This is a genomic window from Emticicia aquatica, assembly GCF_923079645.1.
GTDB classification, from domain to species: domain Bacteria; phylum Bacteroidota; class Bacteroidia; order Cytophagales; family Spirosomataceae; genus Emticicia; species Emticicia aquatica.
This window is the reverse complement of sequence record NZ_CAKLPY010000002.1, coordinates 823,548-844,312: the sequence shown is the minus strand read 5'-3', so window position 1 is coordinate 844,312 and position 20,765 is coordinate 823,548. Positions and strand designations below refer to the sequence as shown.

Annotated in this window: 15 protein-coding genes; 5 read left to right on the top strand and 10 right to left on the bottom strand. The window is 36.2% G+C overall.

From position 1 onward, the window contains the following. Positions 1–223 precede the first annotated feature (223 nt). Positions 224–958 (top strand): DUF2490 domain-containing protein, encoded by a 735-nt coding sequence (locus MJQ71_RS13170; RefSeq protein WP_238807089.1) that lies wholly within the window; start codon positions 224–226, stop codon positions 956–958. A 103-nt stretch (positions 959–1,061) separates the two neighbouring features. Then, entirely contained in the window at positions 1,062–2,093 is a 1,032-nt protein-coding gene (locus tag MJQ71_RS13165; RefSeq protein ID WP_238807088.1) for a DUF6807 domain-containing protein, read from the top strand. Between the two features lie 73 nt (positions 2,094–2,166). On the opposite strand, the gene MJQ71_RS13160 is transcribed toward MJQ71_RS13165, so the two are convergent. The 6 genes from MJQ71_RS13160 to rplM form a co-directional block, all read right to left on the bottom strand. Further along, entirely contained in the window at positions 2,167–3,324 is a 1,158-nt protein-coding gene (locus MJQ71_RS13160; RefSeq protein ID WP_238807087.1) for an iron-containing alcohol dehydrogenase, read from the bottom strand. A gap of 139 nt (positions 3,325–3,463) precedes the next feature. Beyond that, complete coding sequence (locus MJQ71_RS13155) at positions 3,464–4,816, bottom strand: methyltransferase RsmF C-terminal domain-like protein (protein ID WP_290370182.1); 1,353 nt, start codon at positions 4,814–4,816, stop codon at positions 3,464–3,466. Between the two features lie 159 nt (positions 4,817–4,975). Beyond that, positions 4,976–5,806: a translation elongation factor Ts gene (gene tsf, locus MJQ71_RS13150; protein WP_238807085.1), complete on the bottom strand. Its 831-nt coding sequence runs from the start codon at positions 5,804–5,806 to the stop codon at positions 4,976–4,978. Positions 5,807–5,909: 103 nt separating this feature from the next. Then, entirely contained in the window at positions 5,910–6,752 is an 843-nt protein-coding gene (gene rpsB / locus MJQ71_RS13145; protein ID WP_238807084.1) for a 30S ribosomal protein S2, read from the bottom strand. A gap of 158 nt (positions 6,753–6,910) precedes the next feature. Beyond that, entirely contained in the window at positions 6,911–7,297 is a 387-nt protein-coding gene (gene rpsI / locus MJQ71_RS13140; protein ID WP_238807083.1) for a 30S ribosomal protein S9, read from the bottom strand. Positions 7,298–7,420: 123 nt separating this feature from the next. Continuing rightward, positions 7,421–7,864, bottom strand: a complete 444-nt coding sequence (rplM, locus tag MJQ71_RS13135) for a 50S ribosomal protein L13 (RefSeq protein ID WP_238807082.1) — start codon at positions 7,862–7,864, stop codon at positions 7,421–7,423. Positions 7,865–8,258: 394 nt separating this feature from the next. Between rplM and MJQ71_RS13130 the strand changes: the two genes are divergently transcribed. The 3 genes from MJQ71_RS13130 to MJQ71_RS13120 all read left to right on the top strand — a co-directional run bounded on the left by MJQ71_RS13130 (position 8,259) and on the right by MJQ71_RS13120 (position 14,949). Beyond that, positions 8,259–10,718 carry a T9SS type A sorting domain-containing protein gene (locus tag MJQ71_RS13130; RefSeq protein WP_238807081.1) on the top strand — a complete coding sequence of 820 codons (2,460 nt, stop codon included), beginning with the start codon at positions 8,259–8,261 and terminating at the stop codon, positions 10,716–10,718. Between the two features lie 121 nt (positions 10,719–10,839). Then, positions 10,840–11,901 (top strand): ferredoxin--NADP reductase, encoded by a 1,062-nt coding sequence (locus MJQ71_RS13125; RefSeq protein ID WP_238807080.1) that lies wholly within the window; start codon positions 10,840–10,842, stop codon positions 11,899–11,901. A gap of 102 nt (positions 11,902–12,003) precedes the next feature. Further along, a complete protein-coding gene (locus MJQ71_RS13120) occupies positions 12,004–14,949 on the top strand; it encodes a serine hydrolase domain-containing protein (protein WP_238807079.1) in 2,946 nt (981 codons plus the stop codon). Positions 14,950–14,958: 9 nt separating this feature from the next. Here MJQ71_RS13120 and MJQ71_RS13115 read toward each other — a convergent pair whose 3' ends face one another. From MJQ71_RS13115 to MJQ71_RS13100, 4 genes are all read right to left on the bottom strand, one after another. Further along, on the bottom strand, positions 14,959–15,573 hold the full coding sequence (locus MJQ71_RS13115; RefSeq protein WP_238807078.1) for a M23 family metallopeptidase: 615 nt from the start codon (positions 15,571–15,573) through the stop codon (positions 14,959–14,961). Between the two features lie 172 nt (positions 15,574–15,745). Then, positions 15,746–18,244 (bottom strand): cation-translocating P-type ATPase, encoded by a 2,499-nt coding sequence (locus tag MJQ71_RS13110; protein ID WP_238807077.1) that lies wholly within the window; start codon positions 18,242–18,244, stop codon positions 15,746–15,748. Between the two features lie 139 nt (positions 18,245–18,383). Further along, positions 18,384–18,893: an HNH endonuclease gene (locus tag MJQ71_RS13105; protein ID WP_238807076.1), complete on the bottom strand. Its 510-nt coding sequence runs from the start codon at positions 18,891–18,893 to the stop codon at positions 18,384–18,386. A 138-nt stretch (positions 18,894–19,031) separates the two neighbouring features. After that, positions 19,032–20,672, bottom strand: coding sequence for a hypothetical protein (locus MJQ71_RS13100; protein ID WP_238807075.1), 1,641 nt, complete (start codon positions 20,670–20,672; stop codon positions 19,032–19,034). Positions 20,673–20,765 lie beyond the last annotated feature (93 nt).

The window sequence follows — 20,765 nt, the reverse complement described above, 5'->3', positions numbered from 1 at the left end:
TAAAACAGATAATCCCTTGATTATCAAATTGTTAATAAGAATAGTACAATTATTTTACCGAAAATGAATAATTCTAGTAATTATTAAGCTCTTTAGGGTTGAAGTTTGAGATTAATAAACATTAATTTGGTAGATTAAATAGTATTTTAATTTTACCTCTATGTTTTTATTATAATTTTGTATTTAAGTTTTTTAGAACCCTAGCTATCTGACAATTTACTAAGTGAAAATCGACCAGCAATTCAGCAAAATAGACAAGCATATCAAGCATACTTTTGTATTAGGCATTGTGTTATTTTTATCTATTCTTTCGGGCCATGCTCAATCATATAATCATACATCTGTTTGGTCGAGACTTCTTTTGAGCAAGCAGATAGATAAATTTTCGTTTTCAGGTGATATTGCTTATCGCCGACAAAATGACTTCCATTTTTCAAAAATTAATTTTTTAAATAAACCTTTACTCGATGCTCAACGATTGACGGTGGGTTATCGAAATAAAAATTGGTTATTTAGTTTCGCAGCTTCGAGGTGGCATGCTTACCAAATTTTAGGAAAAGAAGCTGATTTTCAAAGAAAACCGACTATCGAGTGGCGGTTTACTCCAGGAGTAGAATATTTTAAAAAAATCAGAAAAGGAACGCTCCAATGGCGAACTCAGTACGAATATCGTAGCTTTGTTGACCGTTCAGCAGGGCGATTCAGACAACGTTTTCAGTATAGAATGCCGATTTCTGATAGTAATAACCTAGTTTTTTTACAAGAATTTTTATTTGGAGCTCCACCAAATTCTACCAAAAAATATGAACAAAATCAGCTTGGTTTAACTTTCAATCATTTCTTTACAAAACAATTAGAGTCCGAAATTGGCTATCGATATATTTACCGTAAAAGACGTACTTCGGATGAAATAGATAATGAAAATACATTAGTAATTGGCTTAATGTTGCGTTTATAAAATAAAGTCAAAAAAATATAAGAAAAAGCTAATATAACGGTAGAAAGCCTTGAAAAAGAGTAGTTACTTTGTTATATTATTTACTCTATTCAAAAAACTACTTATGAAAAAAATATTTTTGCTTTTTTTACTTGTTCCTGCAATTGTTTTTGCCCAAACTAAGCCAGTAAAAATTGTTCGTGACGATGCCAATAAAAAAATAGAAGTACTTGTTGATGGGAAACCTTTTACTTCTTATATTTATCCAGGCCCAGATGTGTTAAAGAAAGCAGTTTTGTACCCTGTTCGGACATCAACAGGTACACTTATCACGCGTGGTTGGCCGCTTGACCCTCGTTCTGGTGAAAGAATTGACCACCCGCATCATGTGGGCGTTTGGTTTAATTATGAGGATGTGAATGGACATGATTTTTGGAATAACTCAAATACTCCGCCAAATCCGAAAGCTATTTACGGAACAATCGTACACACAGGAATCAAATCAATAAAATCAGGAAAAAATAAAGGCTCGCTTGTTGTTACTGCTGATTGGCTTGATAAAGATGGAAAAATAATGTTGAAAGAAACGACAACTTATATTTTTCAAGGAACTGGTAATCAACGAATTACGGATAGAATTACAACTTTAACTGCGGCTGATGAAGAGGTGGTTTTTAAAGATGTAAAAGATGGAGCTTTCGCAATTCGTTTGGCTCGTCAATTGGAACATCCTTCTACTAAGGCTGAAATTTTCACTGATGCAAGTGGTGTTGCCACCAAAGTACCATCATTAGATAATACAGGAATTACTGGAAGCTACCGAAATAAAGAAGGAATTGAAGGCGAAGACACTTGGGCAAAACGCTCAGATTGGGTCAATCTTCGTGGAAAAATGGGTGATGAGAAAATCTCAGTTGCTATCATTGACCATCCAAAAAATGTGGGCTACCCAACTTATTGGCATTCACGTGGTTATGGATTGTTTGCAGCGAATCCTTATGGACAAAAAGTATTTTCTAACGGCAAAGAAGAATTAAATTTCAAACTTGCTCCGAATCAATCAACAACAATGCGTTTCCGTTTGGTTGTTACTTCAGGAGAAGTTTCGGATGCAGAAATGAATAAATTAACAGCCGATTTTGCGAAAGTTTTGTGACAAAAAAATAGAACGAGCTTTAGTTTTGACTAAGGCTCGTTCTATTTTGAGTTTTATTAATTGAATGATAATATTAAGCAATACTCATCTCTAATATTTCAGCTACAACCGCTGGCGTAATATCACCATTTTCACCAAAATTTACCCCTCGTTCTTCAAAACGCTTTACAATTTTTTCGATTGTTTCTTGGTTTACACCATATTCTGATGCTTTGATTGACAAACCTAATGATTCGTAAAATTCACCTGTTTTTTGAATCGCTTCTGCCACTAATTCATCATCAGTTCCGCTTAAATTCCAAACTCTTTTGGCGTATTGAATAAGTTTATCACGCTTAGTTTCTTGCTTAACTTTCAATAAATAGGGCAAAACAACCGCCAAACTTCGTGCGTGGTCAACACCATGAAAAGCCGTTAACTCATGTCCTATTTGGTGTGTTGCCCAATCTTGCGGAACTCCCAAGCTAATAAATCCATTTAAAGCCACGGTTGCTGCCCACATAAAGTTGGCACGGGCTTCGTAATCAGATGGGTTTTCGATGGTTTTAGGGGCAACTTCAATCAAAGTTTGAATGATTGACTCTGCAAATCTGTCTTGAATTTGAGCATTAACAGGATAGGTCATGTACTGCTCCATTACGTGTGTAAAAGCATCTGCAATGCCATTTGCAATTTGGCGTGGTGGCAATGAAAAAGTAGTTTCGGGGTCAAGAATAGAAAATACAGGATAAACCAACGGATGCCCCATTCCTTTCTTTTCATGGGTAGATTTCTTGCTTATTACCGCAAAATAGTTCATTTCTGAGCCAGTTGCTGGCAAAGTGAGAACAGAACCGATTGGAATAGCTTTCTTAAACTTTTCTTTTCCTGTAACAATTTGCCACGCATCTTCTCCTTCAAATGGAATGGCTGCGGCTATAAATTTTGTGCCGTCAAGCACCGAACCACCACCGACTGCTAACAAAAAATCAATATTTTCTTTTCGCCCTAATTCAACAGCTTTCATCAATGTTTCATAGGTTGGATTGGCCTCAATTCCACCAAACTCTATTACATTTCGCCCTTCGAGAGCTTTTTTGACTTGTTCATAAACACCATTTTGGAAAATACTTCCACCTCCATAGGTAAGTAAAATCTTACTATTTGGCGATATTTGTTTGCTCAATTGAGCAATTTGTCCTTTTCCGAAAAGTATCTTTACTGGATTTTGATAGACGAAATTACTAAACATGGTCTTTTTATTTGATGATTATTTACTTTTAAACAAACCGTTTTTGGATAAAGTTTTCGTTTGAACTAAAAACCATAAGAACACTCTTTTATTGAGAAAAATCAGTGTTGTTTTATGCTTCCGTGGTAAAAATATATTTTTATTCAATATCCATTCTAATTCGCCATTCTTTCGGTAAATAATTATTTATCCGATTCCCAATTACTTTCATAAAACCAAGATTTAACCCCTCATACCGAGCTAAAAGCCAGCCATTTTGGGTGTTTTCGGTTGATATTTGTTCTTTCTTCAAAAATCTCAATGCTTCTTCTTTAGTTAATTCTATAAAAGGCAAATTAGGGGAAATAGCAGTGCTTAACGCCAAATCATGGCTTGGAATAAAATCATCACCTTTGAATTGTCCAATTTCTAAACCTGACGAACGTTTCTGTAAAACCCTAAAAATAGTAGCATATTCATTGATTAAATTTGCAGGAATTGCTACTATAGCACCTTCTGGTTTTTCATAAAACTCAAAATTATCGGGTTTATCAATCCATTTTTTCAGTAAATCCATCTTTTTCTGAGAAACTCGATTCAATTTTATTTTTCCCTTCGCTTCCTGTTTGTCTCCACGAGTTTTCTTGAAAATAGCCAAATAAAATCCTTCCCCTTTAAGTCGATGTGGGAAAAATTGATACCCCATTGATTTTTCAGTAATACTCCAATCGGCTGGAATATTTAGTTTAACTTCTTCAAAATCAGCGGCTTGAGTAAGCCATTTAGCATTTTGTTCGTTTTCTTTTTCGTTATAAGTACAAGTCGAATAACATAAATATCCATTAGGTGCAACCAGCATTGCAGCGGCCTGAAGTATGCGTTTTTGGCGAGCTGAACAGAGCTGGACGTTATTTTCTGACCATTCGTTTCGTGCCTTTGGGTCTTTTCTGAAAAGGCCTTCACCCGAACAAGGGGCATCGGTTAAGACTAGGTCAAAAAAACCTTCCAAGTCAATCATATCTTCAGGGTCATGATTGCTTACGATATAATTCGGGAAGCCCCATTTTTCTAAATTTTCTTTAAGGGGAGCAACCCTACTTTTAATGACCTCATTGGCAACTAATAAGCTTTTTTGGTTGAGAAGTGACGCCAAAAGTGTTGTTTTTCCACCAGGGGCAGCACATAAATCCATTACTCGTAAGGGTTTTTCTAAATCAACGACCTGTCGAATGGCTTCCGCAACAAACATCGACGATGCTTCCTGAACGTAGTATGCACCTGCATGAAAAGCTGGGTCGAGAGTAAAAATGGGTCTTTGTGGTAAATAATATCCCATCGAATTCCACTTTACAGGTACTAAGTTTTCGCCAAATAAGGTAGAGGAAGCAAGTTTTTTCAACCTATTGACCCTAATGGTTGTAGGTGTTTCTTGCTCAAGACTTTCGATAAAAGCAGGGTATTCAGCACCTAATATGTGCTGCATTTGAGAGGTAAAGTTTTCGGGTAAATTCATTAAAATTAAAATGAAAAACAATAAGCTTGAAGAAGAATGATTGGTGCAAATTTAGTTAAAATGGCGTATTAATTTGGGCGATAGTAGCTAAATAAAACAAAAGTCCCTTTTCTCAAAATCGAAAAAAGGGACTTTTTATGTTTCACAATCATCAAATGATTAGATTTGAACTCTTTTGAAAGCAGTTACTTTCAAGCCTTTTTGAGTTTTTTCTAACAATTGAGCAATTGTCAAAGAGTTGTCTTTTACGAATTCTTGGTTCAATAAAGTAGATTCTTTGTAGAATTTACCTAATTTACCCATAGCAATTTTCTCTAACATCGCATCTGGTTTGCCTTCTTGGCGAGCAACTTCCATACCGATTTCGATTTCTTTTTGAACGATAGCTGGGTCAACATCGTCTTTGTCAAGACCAACTGGTTTCATCGCTGCAATTTGCATAGCAATGTCTTTACCAACTTCAGTTACATCATTTCCTTGAGTATTGTCAAATGCAACCAATACACCTAATTTACCAGTTGAGTGGTTGTAAGCAACTACTTGTTCTGCTTCTACGTGTTGGAAATCTGTAATAACAATTTTTTCACCAATTTTACCAACTAATTCAAGAATTGCTTCTTCAACTGTACGGCCATCAGCCATTGATTGAGTCATCAATGTTGCTGCATCTTTTGTGTGGTGTTTTACACCAACTTGTAAAATTTCTTCTGCTAAAGTGCGGAAAACTTCTACTTTAGAAACTGGCTCAGTTTCACAAGCAAGAGCTATGATTTTAGCACTTTTACCGCTATCGCTTACATCAATTAATACTAATCCTTCATTTGTTTCGTTGTCGGCACGTTTAGCTGCTACTTTTTGACCAGCTTTACGAAGCACTTCAACTGCTTTTTCAAAATCGCCTTCCGCTTCTGTCAAAGCTTTTTTACAGTCCATCATACCAGCTCCAGTCATTTGACGGAGTTTGTTTACATCTGCTGCTGTGATATTCATTTTATGTTTTTATTAAGTTTGTATTAATACTTTTTCTTTTGAAACAGAACAGCCCAAAACTTTCGCTTCGGGCTATTCTGTTGATTATCATTTTAGCCTTAAATTAAGCTGCTGTTTCGTCTTTAGTCGGAGCAACTTCTGCTTCAACTGCTACTGGAGCTGCCGCTGCTGCTTTAGCCTCTTTTGCTTCACGAGCTTCATCTACGGCACGTTTTGCATCTTCTTCTTCTTGTAATGCAGCGTTGTCTTTATCAACTTTACGCTCCATGATACCTTCTTCTATTGCTCTACCTAAAGCCAAAGTGATTAATGCTACTGATTTGTACGCATCATCATTTCCTGGGATTGGGTACTCAACATTCTCAGGGTTTGAGTTTGTATCACAGATAGCAATAACTGGAATCCCTAAACGGTGAGCTTCAGAAACTGCAAGGTGTTCACGTTTTACGTCAACTACGAAAAGAGCTGCTGGAAGTCTTGACAAATCTGCTACACCACCCAACAATCTTTCTAATTTGATACGCTCACGGTCTAATGTCAAACGCTCACGTTTTGCAATGTTTTTTGCAGTCGTTTCGTCTTTCAACATACGCTCTACGTTTTGCAATTTTTTCAAAGATTTTTTGATTGTTGCAAAGTTTGTAAGCATACCACCTAACCAACGCTCTGTTACGTAAGGCATTTTCAAGCGACGAGCTTCTTCAGCAACAATTTCTTGAGCTTGTTTCTTAGTAGCAACGAACATGATTTTGCGTCCTGAACGAACGATTCCTTTAACTACTTCTTGAGCGTCTTCTAAACAAGCAAGAGTTTTGTTAAGGTCAATGATGTGGATACCGTTTTTCTCCATGAAGATGTACGGTGCCATTTTTGGGTCCCATTTACGGGTAAGGTGACCAAAGTGTACACCTGCATCCAATAATTCTTTGTATTCTAATTGTGCCATTTGACTAAATTAGTAAGATGTAAATAAAAATTAAACTACGCAGCACAGCACACCGGACACGATTAAGTGCTGTCTGGACTATAAATAGATTTACGAATTGCGAGATACGATTGACAAATAAAAGCTTGTCAATTGCATCTCGTAATCCGTAAATAATATTAACGTTTCGAGAATTGGAATTTCTTACGTGCTTTCTTACGACCTGGTTTTTTACGTTCAACCATACGTGCATCACGAGTTAAGAAACCTTCTTTTTTCAACGCTGGACGATTTTCTGCATTTGCTTCACACAAAGCACGAGAAATTGCCATACGAACAGCTTCCGCTTGTCCTGCAATTCCACCACCGTTTACATTGATTTTTAAATCGTATTGACCAGCCGTACTTGTTGTAGTAAACGGTTGGTTTAAAATGATTTGGAGAATTTCTGAAGGAAAATATTCCGTCAAACCTTTTCCATTTATAGAAACTTCACCATTGCCTTGTTTCATGTAGATACGGGCTACGGCTGTTTTTCTTCTACCTACTGCGTTGATAACTTGCATTTGTATATAGAATTTGAAAATATTCTGAGATTAATAAAGGATTGTTTTCAGTTAATAAGAAGAGAGTTTGAGTTGAAAAGATTTTAGAAATCTTACAGCTCGTATCTACCTTATTGCTGAGAATTATAACTCAATCGTTTTTGGCGTTTGAGCAGCGTGAGGATGATTTGGCCCTACGTAAACATACAAATTTGTATATAAACGACGTCCCAAAATACCTTTAGGTAGCATACCTTTTACGGCCATTTCTACCACACGACGACCGTCTTTCGCCATTAACTCACGTGGAGTAGCAAAACGTTGTCCGCCTGGGTGTCCTGTATGGCGAGTATAAACCTTATCGGTCATTTTTTTACCTGTCAAACGTATTTTTTCAGCATTGATAACAATTACGTTATCGCCACAATCAACGTGAGGAGTAAAGTTTGTTTTGTTTTTGCCACGAATAATATTCGCAATCTGGCTACACAAACGACCTAATACTTTGTCGGTAGCATCAATAACTACCCATTCTTTATTAACGGTTTCGCTATTAGCTGAAATCGTTTTGTAACTTAAATGCTTCACTGTTTTATTATTTTAAAAGTTTGTACGCCGAAGCGTCAGTACGCCACAACGTTTGAAAAAAGCATTTGTCATCTATTTTTCAGCCTTTACCCCCAAAAGCTAGGACTGATTTTCGATGACTTTTTTCGATAAGTTATGGGGTGTTGAAACAACACTTGGCTACACTCCGGAAACAGTTTGCCTCCCTAACTTGATGTTCCCTCGAACAAACGGGCTACGCTACGAGGGTGGTATTTTGGGGCTGCAAAATTATAAATATCTTTTGATAAAAGCAAAAACTTGTGAATTATTTTATATCTAATTAGTTGATATGAAGATAAGACCGTATTTTTGTACATAAATTTAGCCTATATCCCTCATGAAATGTACTAACCCAAAAAATAAAAGTAAAGGTATGAAATTTGTTTGGAGCATTTTTCTTGCCATTTTATCACTTCAAATAAGTGTAGCTCAGTGGAAATTTAATGACCCGACTCCTTCAATGGTAAGTGCTGCTCCGAACTTTCAATATGCCATTCTTTATTCGATTGATACAGAAGGAAACAGTTTTTATGTTTGGGCTGATTATCGAGATGATAAGATAGAATTGTATGCTCAGAAGCTCGATAGTAGAGGCGTGGTTCAATGGACAAAAGATGGTCTCAGAATTGGAAAAATTTTAGACAGAAGTACATTTATTTATACCCCAAAATTAATCAAACCCGATGGAAAAGGTGGAGCCTTTATTGCTTGGCATCGCTGCTTTGATTTGGTTAAGACTGAGCGTAGAAATTTATATGCACAATATATTTCGAGCGATGGCAAAGAGCAATGGGCAACTGATGGCATAAAAGTAACTGAACAAGAGCTAACAAGCTACGATGCAAATGATGGAGTAATGGAGTTGAATGACCTAAAAAATGGTCAGTTGCAATTTACTTTTAATAATTATAATAGCTCTTCTAACGAAAATATCGTTTATACAAAAAAACTAGATTATGCAGGAAAAGTAGTTGAAAATGAAACAAAATTACTAGAAGCTAAAGGTTTGGAAACTAAGGTTTTGTATGATGAAAAATACAATAAGTTTATCGCTCTGATAAAAGATGTGTCGGCTGATTATTTATACCAAACTTTTGATGCAACAAATAAGCCAATCATTTCGGCGGCGGCTTTTTATAAAAATCCGTTTTCTGGTAATTCTAGAATTGATTTATTTAAAGTTGATACAGAAGGAAATGCCATTGTGGGACGAACACTTTCGGGTGAAGATAAAAAAATAGTGGTTGCTCATAAAGTAAGCAAAGAAGGCAAAAGTATTTGGGGAACTGATGGCGTGAATCTTGGCTCAAATACGGCTTTTGATGTACAAGTTGTCCCAACAAGCGATGGTGGCGGTATAGCGACATGGATTGACACTGGCGATAGAGCAAGACCTTTTCAAAAAGCTAAAATAAAAGCTAATGGAGATATTGTTTGGAAAAATGATGTCTTTACTCCACGCTCAGATAAACCGTATTTTTTGCCTAATAAGCTTGTTCCCGATGGCAAAGACGGAGCATATACATTGTGGCTTAAACCCAAAACGATTGGTTATGATTTGACAATTCAGCGAATTGATGCCAATGGAGATGTAAGATTTGGTGAAGATGGGGTAGCAATAAAAGATTTTACTTTTTTTAGTGATTATCGACTTATACCGCACCCGAAAGGTGGTGTAATTCTTTTGTACGGTTGTAACAAAGAACTTGAAGACGGACGTGGTGGTTCGGTTGATTTATATACAAATTATTTTACCGAAACAGGAAAATACGGCTTTGAACAACCGCCTGTTATCAGTGTTGCTCCAATTGTGGCCAATAGTTTTTGTGCGGGACAAAATTTTACGGTATCCTTTGCTACCTCGGGTGGTAATTTTAATCTTGACAACTCGTTCAGAATATTACTTTCTGATAAAACGGGTAGTTTTGATAAAGCCATTGAAATAGGAAAAGACAACAGAAAAAACGTGAATGTAAAAACTATTCAAGGATTAGAGGTGGGTACTTATAAAATCAAAGTTATTTCTACCTCACCAATTATTGAAAGTACAAATACGATTGATATAAACATTGGTGAAGTCGAAATTCCAGTCATTACAACCGATAAATTAGCTATTTGTGCAGGTACAAGTGAAAAAGTAACTTTGTCGTCGAGCAGTTGTTTGGGAGGATTATTAAAATGGTCGAATAATTCGTCAGGAACATCAATTACCATTTCTCCTGCCGAAAACATAACTTATACCGCTGTTTGTAGTGTTACGGGCTGCAAAGAGAGTGCTTCGTCAAATGGAATACTGATTCAGTTAATAAAAATATTAGCAACAGCGAGCAATACAGGACCATATTTTGAAGGAGAATTACTGAAATTAAGTAGTTCCACAAGTAACGGTTTAGCTCCCTTGAAATATGAATGGGCTGGACCCAATGCTTTTGCTGCAACAACACAAAATCCAAGCATATTGAATATTGGTGTAAATGCGTCAGGAACATATTCCGTAAAAATCACAGATACTAATAATTGTTCGGGAATAGCTCAGACTGAAGTAAAAGTTAATCCGATTTTGGCCAATGAAATATCAAAGGAAAGTAGTGTAAATATTTATCCAAATCCGGTAAGAGAAGAATTGAAAATATCGTTTGAAGCAGAGCCTAATAAGCAAGTAACCATTACCTTCTTGGACCAGAATGGAAGGATAATTGAGCAAAAGAATATTAACTCAACAGGCGGCTTTCAACAAGAAAAACTCAATACAAGTCATCTGACGAATGGACAATATTTTCTGAAAATAAACACTTCATCACAAGAAGTTGTTAAGAAGGTAGTAATTTTTTAGTTGGTAAGTCCACGGTCGATGGACAATGGTTTTTGGCGAGCGTATTATTTTATGGTTTTAAAATAAAAAAACATAATTTCACGGCTTGAAGTCCATAAACTGTAAATAATAATCATTCAAAATGTCATTAAAAACGTATTTTCTCCAAGTAAAAGAAGTAGTACAAGAAACTTCTGACAGCGTAACAATTTATTTTTGGCATCCATTAAGTGAGCAAATCAAATATAAAGCTGGTCAATTTATTACAGTAATCGTTCCAGCAGGTGAAGCAGGTAAAAAAGTTCGTCGTAGTTATTCGATGTCAACTTCACCTCACAGCGATACGTCAATTGGTATTACCGTAAAGCGTGTAACTGGGGGTTTGGTTTCAAACTATCTAAATGATAACGTAAAAGTTGGTGATTTTTTAGAAGTTTTGGAGCCAATGGGCAACTTTCATGTTGAACCCAACGCTGATAAAACTCGCCACGTAGTGCTTTTTGCCGCAGGAAGTGGAGTTACACCAATGATGTCGATTGCAAAATCTATCCTTAAAATGGAGCAAAATTCGCGTGTAACGCTTATCTATGGAAACCGTCGTGAAGATTCTATTATTTTCAAACATAAACTTGAAGAACTCGAAACTCAATATGGCAGGCGTTTGAGCGTTCATCATTTATTGAGCAATCCTTCTGATTTGTGGGTTGGCCATAAAGGACGAATCAGCCAAGGAATTGCTATTCGATTAATGAAAGAATCTGATACTGATTTTGCCAAAGATGAGTTTTACTTATGCGGTCCAATTGGTATGATGGAAGACGTAATGAACGGCTTGGGCATTTACAATGTCTCGAAAGACCGAATTCATAAAGAAAACTTCCATACTGCGATGGTTGAGGGCGAACCCGAAGAAATAGATGAGTCGCTTCAAACGCAAACCGTGAAAGTAAAATATAACGGTAACGAATACGATTTTGAAGTAAAACCTCACCAAACAATCTTGGAGGCAGCTTTAGACTTAGATATTGATTTGCCGTATTCGTGCCAAGCTGGAATGTGTACGGCTTGTATGGGCACTTGCACCGAAGGAAAAATTAAAATGGATGAAGAAGATGGTTTGACAGAAAAAGAAATCAAACGTGGATTAATGCTCACGTGTGTTGCTCACCCACTTTCAAAAGGGGTTGTTATTGAGATTGATTAAAATAATTCATTCATCATAAAGGTGAAACCGAACACGAAGCTGCACTGACCCAATATGAAGTGTGGCTTTGTGTTCTTTTTATCTAGGTGGTAAAAAATGCTTATGACTATTAGTAAAAAAATATTTTGGTTCACTTTTGCTGGAAGCCTATTAACGATTTTTAGTTCGTTTATCTTACCAAAAAAAATAAATCCACCTGATTATCTCGCTCGTCAAGAACGTTGGGCAGATAGTTTGTTAGCAACTATGACGCTCGAAGAGAAAGTTGGACAATTGTTTATGATTGCGACTTTTTCTAATCGTACTGAAACGTACTATCAACAAGTTGAAAATAACATTGCAACCTACCACATTGGAGGTTTGATTTTCTTTCAAGGTGGGCCATATCGTCAGGCTCGATTGACCAATCGCTACCAACAGATTTCTCGTATTCCGATGATGATTGGTATTGATGCCGAATGGGGTATAGGAATGCGTCTCGATAGTGTAATTGAATTTCCAAAACAAATCACACTCGGAGCTATTCAAGATAATAATTATATCGAAAGATTTGGCGAAGAAGTGGGCTATCAGTGCAAGCGTTTAGGTATTCACATTAATTTTGCCCCGTCGGTAGATGTCAACACAAACCCAAGAAATCCAGTTATTAATTATCGTTCATTTGGAGAATCTCAATATAATGTTGCCGAAAAAGGAGCAATGTATATCAAAGGAATGAAAAAATATAATGTCATGGGAAGTGCGAAACATTTTCCAGGGCATGGTGATACTGACCAAGATTCGCACCGAACACTTCCGTGGGTAAGTCAGACAATTGATAGATTGAACGAAGTAGAATTATTCCCTTTTCGCCGTCTCATCGCCGATAGTGTGGCAAGTGTAATGACAGGACATTTGTTTGTGCCAGCTTTAGAGCCACGAACGAATACACCGACCTCAATTTCTCGCAAAATTGTTACCGAAACAATCAAAGAAAAAATGGGTTTTCAAGGCTTAACCGTAACAGATGCCTTGAATATGCGTGGAATTACGGCTGGACTCCAAGCTGGAGAACCAGAATTTCTAGCTTTTTTAGCAGGAAATGATATTTTGCTTCAATCGGGAAACCTGCCTGCGGCTTTTAATCGAATCAAACAAGCGGTTGAAAGTGGACAAATTGAAGCTGCCGAATTGGATGTCCGTGTGAAAAAGATTTTGAAAGCCAAATTTTGGGCTGGGCTGAATAATTATAAACCTATCGAATTGGCAAATTTGGGTAGTGATTTGAACAGCTCCAAAGCAACTGATTTAAAGACTGAACTGTTTGAACAAGCAGTCACTATTATTAAAAATCAAGACAATTTATTGCCTTTTGTTAACCTCGACACAACTACTTTTGCATCGGTAGCCATTAGTGCAGAATATAACAACGAATTTCAAAAAATGCTCAGTCAATATGCTAATTTTAAGCATTTTGCTGTGCCTTATAAGCCTGCATCCGACAAAGACGTAGCTTGGGTGCTTGAAGAAGCTGCAAAATACAAGGTTGTAGTGATAAGCGTTCATGATATGAACAGTCGAGGCGACCGAAATTATGGTGTTTCGCCTGCTACAATTGCATTTATTAACCAATTAAGATTAAAAACAAAGGTTGTGGTTGTTGGTTTTGGAAATCCTTATGGTATGAAATTGTATGATGGTGTACCAAATTTGGTTTGTGGCTATGAAGATGAAATTGCTTCGCAACGGGTTGTTCCACAAATATTATTTGGGGCAATTTCAGCCAATGGGAAACTGCCAGTTTCGGTGTCTTATGAACAAAAAATGGGTGGCGGAATTCAGACCGAACGCCTCGGTAGAGTTTCGTTTGGGTCGGCCGAAAGAGTGGGAATGAATGCCAAAAAATTAGAAGAAATAGGTCAAATAGTTCAGCAAGGAATCAGCAATCATGCTTTTCCAGGATGTCAAGTTTTGGTCGCTAGAAACGGGAAAATAGTTTATAACAGAAACTTCGGAACACTTCAGTACGATTTGGATGCACGAGTCAACGACCAAACACTTTACGACATTGCATCAATGACCAAAGTTTCGGCAACCTTGCAAGCCGTAATGATGTTAAACGAACGAGGTGCAATTGATTTGAATGAAAAGGCGTCCACATATTTACCCGAAATACGCGGCTCTAATAAAGAGAATATGTTGGTTTCGGATATTCTGATGCACCAAGCGGGTTTGGTTGCTTTTATTCCTTTTTGGGAAAAAACTAAGTCCGTTGGGGCTTTTAAATCAGAATATTATCGTTTTTCCAAAGATAGTCTAAGCCTACAAGTTGCTGATAATCTGTATATTACACCAGCAATTAGGGATTCTGTTTGGAAATGGGTAACGCAATCAAAATTAATCAATGTATATGATAAATTAGGCGGTTATCGTTTTACTTACAGTGATTTAGGCTTGATAATGCTGCAAAAAATGGTTGAACGAATTACGAATCAACCATTGGATGAGTTTGTTGAGCAAAATATTTATGAGCCTTTAGGAATGGCTTCAACGCTTTATAATCCAACTTCGAGGTTTTCAAAAACAAACATCGCTCCAACCGAAAATGATGTTATATTTCGAGGTTCACAAATTCAAGGAACGGTGCATGACCCAAACGCCGCTCTACTCGGTGGGGTTGCTGGACATGCTGGTATTTTTAGTAATGTGAGTGATTTGGTAAAACTTTTTCAGATGAATTTGCAGAAAGGATATTATGGTGGAAGACAAATTTTGTTTTCTGGAACTGTGCCTCATTTTGCTAAAAATTATACACAAAGAAGTCATCGTGGATTAGGGTGGGACAAACCTGAAGAAGGAGATGATAAACCCGTTGTTGCAATTGATGCATCGCTCAAAACGTTTGGACATTCGGGTTTTACAGGAACAGTAGTTTGGGTTGACCCCGAACGAGAATTGATTTTTATTTTTCTCTCCAATCGAGTTTATCCAAGCTCGGCCAATAATAAAATCAATACATTAAAAATCAGAAAACGCATTCATGAACTAATTAATGCGTCAATAATGTGATTATTTTTGTTATTTGAGTGAAACCGAAGAACGCTCAAAGTCCATGAACAGAAAATCAAAAGGGTCGATGTATTGATTATTTTTCTTTAAAGTATAATGTAAATGTGGTCCTGTAACCGTACCAGTTGCACCTACTTCACCAATAATCTGAGAACGCTTCACGTGCTGCCCTTTCTTGATTGAAATTTTGCTTAAATGCCCATAAATTGACTCAAAACCGTAGCAATGTTTAATTTTGATATAGTTTCCTAAATCTGTCTTAAAGCCCGTTTCGATCACATCACCATCGCCAGTTGCGATAGCCTTTTCTCCAGTTGCTCCTTTTAAGTCGATTCCTCGATGAAAAATCGTTACTTGATGTACGGGATGATTACGAAATCCATAAAAAGAATTGATATTTACAGCTTTTCTGAGTGGATAACCCGCTGGAATGGCATTAATAAAGTTTTCCTTGAAAGGGTCGCTGTAAATGTGCCTCAACATATCATTTACTTCAACCAATGGCGTGAGCAGAACTTCCCAATTATCTTGCCCTTCTTGATAGTTATTGAGTGCTATATTTTGTGAAAAGACCGAAAACTTAATTATCAGCAAAAAAACCGTAAACATTACTTTCTTCATCATCCGACCTGTTACTCATATAATATATGCAAAAATAAGTCATTATAATGAGAAAAAACGTTCTTTTGTATAATTGTACAATAAGTTCAAAGAATAGTTATAGAGTCCGTGCTTGTTTTGCCAAATTTTGTTAAAGTGCTTTGTTGAAAATAATGAAGCATGATATTAATGCAATTTATTTTACTTGCCTCTTCCACCATTTTACTACTTCAAACCAAATTACTGATACAAAACCAATGCCCACACAAATTGCTATCTGCGTGAAATTAATTGGTGAAAAACCAAAGAAATGTGCCAAAGGTTGGATATAAATCAATGCAGCAGCAATAGCAATCGTGATACCAATAATGAATAAAACTAAGTTGTTTTTATATAGTAAAGTTGTAAAAATTGAGTAGTAAAATGAACGATTAACTAATGTCAAAAAGATATTGGCAACGATAAGAACGGTGAAAACCATTGTTCGAGCAAGCGATTCATCGTACGATTCTGCTACCGAAAATTGATAAGCCGCCAAAGTGCCAAATGTTATCATTAAACCTTGTAATACGCTGGTAGCAAGCTCTTTCCAGCTAAAAAAAGTAGTTGTGAAAGGTCGTGGTTTTTGCGTCATTGTATTTTTTTCCATAGGTTCATTTTCATAAATAATTGAGCAAGTTGGCCCCATTATTAACTCCAAAAAGATAATATGAACAGGTGAAAAAATATTTGGATATAACCAACCCAAAGCCAATGGAATGAAAACCGTCAGCACAATTGGGATATGAATCGAAATAATGTATTGAATAGCTTTTTTGAGGTTTGTATAAATCTTTCGACCCATCGCAACGGCATCCACCATTTTCGATAAATCATCTTCAACTAAAATCAAAGAAGCCGCTTGCTTGGCAATTTCAGTACCTTTTTTACCCATCGCAATGCCAATATGAGCTGCTTTCAGTGCAGGGCCATCATTAACACCATCGCCTGTCATGGCTACAATTTCATTTTGGACTTTTAACGCATTGATAATTTTAAGTTTTGCTTCTGGAAACATTCGAGTGAAAAGATTTGTATCAAGTACTGTTTTTTGTAACTCAGTTTCCGATAATCTCATCAGTTCATCACCCGTGATGCTACGCTCATGCCCTTTAAAACCAATTTGTTTAGCAATAGCAGTTGTTGTAGCTGAATTATCACCTGTGATGATTTTTACGGAAATACCCGCTTTATAAAAACTATTTAAAACTGCGTGAATATTCTTTTTTGGAGGGTCGTAAAAAGCAACAATTCCTTTGAATGTAAACTTAAATTGTTGTTGAGTTTCAGGAAAATCATTGCCTTCAAAATGAGCTTCTCCTACGCCCAAGATTCGATAACCATCAAGTGCTAAAGTGTTGATTATTTCTTCTATTTTTTCCTTTTCTAGCTCAGTTAAATTACTCACAGCCATCAATGCCTCGGCAGCACCTTTGGCTGCAATGAAGCGTTTACCAACTTTATTTTCAAAAATATGCGTCATCATTGGCGGTTTTCCTTCCAACGGATATTCATGGATTAATTGAAAATTGGGGCGTTCGTCTTGCGAAATAATTTGGGCATAAGTTCCGTGTAGAGCAATTTCCATCGGGTCGAAAGGAATAGGTTCACTCGACCACATAGCAATTTCTATCAAGTTTTTTTCGGCATCAGTTAGCGTGTTATTTGGCTCTGATATTTTATCCGACCCTAATACAAAAATCTTTGCCAATGACATTTTGTTTTCGGTGATAGTTCCAGTTTTATCAGTACAAATGACGGTGGCACTTCCGAGCGTTTCAACGGTTTTCATTTGTTTCACTACGATACCCATTTTCATCAATCGCCAAGCCCCTAAAGCCATAAAAGTTGTGAAAGCCACAGGGATTTCTTCGGGTAGAATACTCATGGCGAGTGTAAGTGCTTTGAGCAAACTATCTAAAATGTTGTACGATTTAAAATAATTAATAGCCCAAACAATGATGAAAACGATTGCTCCAACAATGACCATTTTTTTTACGAAATTACTGATTTGTAATTCCAAAGGAGTTTCTTCTTCAGCGATACTTTCAATACTTTTTCCTATTTTTCCTAATTTGGTTTCACTTCCAATAGCTGTAATTTTAGCAATGGCCAATCCACTTGCAACAGTTGTTCCACGAAAAACAAAATTATCTTCTTTGCTTTGGTCTTTATAAACCGAAAGAGATTCGCCCGTAAGAATTGATTCATTTACCGAAAAATCATTAGCACGTAAAATAACGCCATCGGCGGCGATAGATGTGCCTTCTTCAATCATTAGACAGTCACCAATCACTAAATCATCGCTATTTATTTCTTCCACTTTACCTTCTCGAATAACCTTGCAAGTTGGTTGAGTAAAATTTTTGAGTTTTTCTAGAGCATCTCGGCTTCTTGAATCTTGATAAAGAGAAATGGTAGCTACCAATACAATGGCTGAAGCTAGAAAAATACCATCGCCAAAATTGCCGCTGATGAAATATATTACCGATGCCACCAATAGCAAAAGTACCATAGGTTCTTTCGCTAAACTTTTTAGGGCTTCGAAAAAACCATTTTCTTTTTTGAAATTCAGACTATTTTGTCCGAATGCTTCTCTGGCTTTCAGTACTTCTTGTTGGGATAATCCTGTTATATCAAAATTAGTAGAAGGCATTATTGAGTATTTTTGATTAAAAGTTGGAGTAAAATAGAATCTTTGCAAGATAAACCATAATTATTGCAAAAATACAAGCCACTCAATATTAAAGTTATCGAGTGGCTTTCTATCGAAAATTTATATATATTTTTAAGACTTACGCTCGTTCTTTTGTTCCTAAAAAAGGAATCCAGTTTTCTTCAATCGAGCCAGCAAAATCTCGGAGAAACATAATGAAAGAAGGTTTGTAAGGTTTTTTGGGGAGAGAGAAGCCCATTTCTTCGGGGGTGAGGTCGCCTTTGCGGGAGTTGCAGCGGCGGCAGGCGGTTACGAGGTTGTCCCAGTTTGTTTTTCCGCCCCTTGATTTAGGTAAAACGTGGTCGAGTGTGAGGTCGTCGTGGCTTCCGCAATAAATGCACTTATTTCCGTCTCGCCTAAATACGTTTTGCCTACTGAGCATGACACCTTTGAATGGCAAACTGACGTAATGATGAAGCCTTATGACAGAGGGGAGCGGAAAACTTTTATCGACTGTCCGAAGTGTACCTTTTGGAGAGTCGGATACTAATTCGGCTTTGTCGAGATAAACCAATAAAAAAGCCTTTGGCACGGTACAAATACTTAAAGCACTATAATCGGCATTTAAAACTAAAACTTTCCTGCTCATAAAACATTTAAAGATTAGCGGTTATATTATTTGTAAGGCAATTTAATGAAAGTTTTGAGATTCTTCATAAATATCCACATAAAATATTTGTGAAGAATCAGAGAGTTAAACGTATATCTATCAACTACTTAGAGGAAATTATTGTTTTTTACAACTTTCTACCAATGCTCTAAAAGTAGCAAGACTTTTTTGGGCATCTTCAACATCATTTACGATGAAATTTATTTCGCTTGAAAAACCAGGTTTATTATCTTTTGTGAGTTTGATAAATTTTTCTTTGTTGAGAGTGTAAGCGGTTATTCCAACAGTTTTACCAGAAACTTCGATGTCAATTTTTTTAGCATCAATATCGTAAAGATTCCATTCTGAAATAGATTCAACCGATTTTTTTGATTCAGCCAACGTAGAGGTGAGTTTCCATTTACATTTGTCTGTGTCATCTTGCAATATTAAGTCTTGCCTTGGGTTTTCGATTGATTTTAATTTACTCGTTAAATAGTTAAAGTCACTTGCTGCAACATTACTCTTACAACCTTTTGAAACGACTGGCATTGCTTCGGCTAAGTAACGAGCATCTTCGAGGTCGCCGACAATAAATTCAACACTATTATCATAGTTTTGCAATGCACCATCTTTTGTGTATTGAATAAACTTTTTATTATCAAGAACTTTTGCTGTAATTTTTATGACCTCCTTAGAAACCGAAAGTTTATAGTCAAATAAATCACCAAAGTTAAATTTAAATGTCTGGTCAAGTATTTTGCTTTTTATTTCTGACTTTAAATTGTAGGTTGTAAGGCATGAAGGAGAAATTTTTTGTATGTAATTTGACTCATTTACTTTAAAATCTTTAGTTCGGTCTTTCAAAATTTTGAAACCATCTTCTTTCGTAGCCACTTTTGGTAAACGTGCTTGTAATTCTTTTTTGGCAGCGGGAATGATTTTCTGAATTGCTATCAACAAAACACTACCCTCGCTTGGAGTTTGAGCATAAATTTTTATTTCGTCGTCATAGCCTTTCATCACGCTACCTTGTTGACTTCGTATAAAATCATTTTTTGATTTGGCACTTACATAAATTTCTTTTCCACTTATTTTTAGTTCGGCACTTCCTTCGTTTAGGTCGCCCCAACTAAAATCTGACTTCATTTCGACTGTTTTTTTACCATCATTTTCTTCAAAACTAATCGAAGCATGGTCTTTATAAATACTTGATTTTTTGAAGATTTGTTTGAAAGATACTTTTTCGGCTGTCACATCTTTTATATTTTGTTCGAACCAAGATTGTAATGCATTTAAATCTTCTTTCGGTAACTTGATTGAACTTTCCCAAGCAGTTTTTGCTGCTATGATGGCATCCTTTAGATTTTTTTCTAACTCACGAGCGTCATCAATATTATCAGAAAGAAGCTCGATTTTGTTTTCGTAATTCTGCATTTCATCACCTTTAGTATAACGAATAACTTTTAAGTTTTTTTGCGATGAAAGTTCAACTTTCATCTCTTTACTTGATGCACTACGTTTTATGTCGCCCATCAAACCAAGATTGAATTCGTACATTTCTTCGTTATTTTTGCCTTTAGAATCCGTGTTGGTGATAGTTATTTTTATATCGTAAGGTGCTTTATCATCGTAGCTAAATTGCTGATTAACAGAAGTTTTCTCTAGTTTTATTTCTTTTACATAATTTTTAACTTTATCGAGTGATGCTTTTAGGTTTCCTTGTGCTTGAGAAAGAAAAGATAATAAAACCAGTATGAATTTTAATATATTTTTCATAAACATCGAAGTATTAGTTTTTGACAAATTTAACGATATTAAATCAAAATTATCCTTACCGTTTAATAAAAAAAGCGGAATTTTAATATTCCG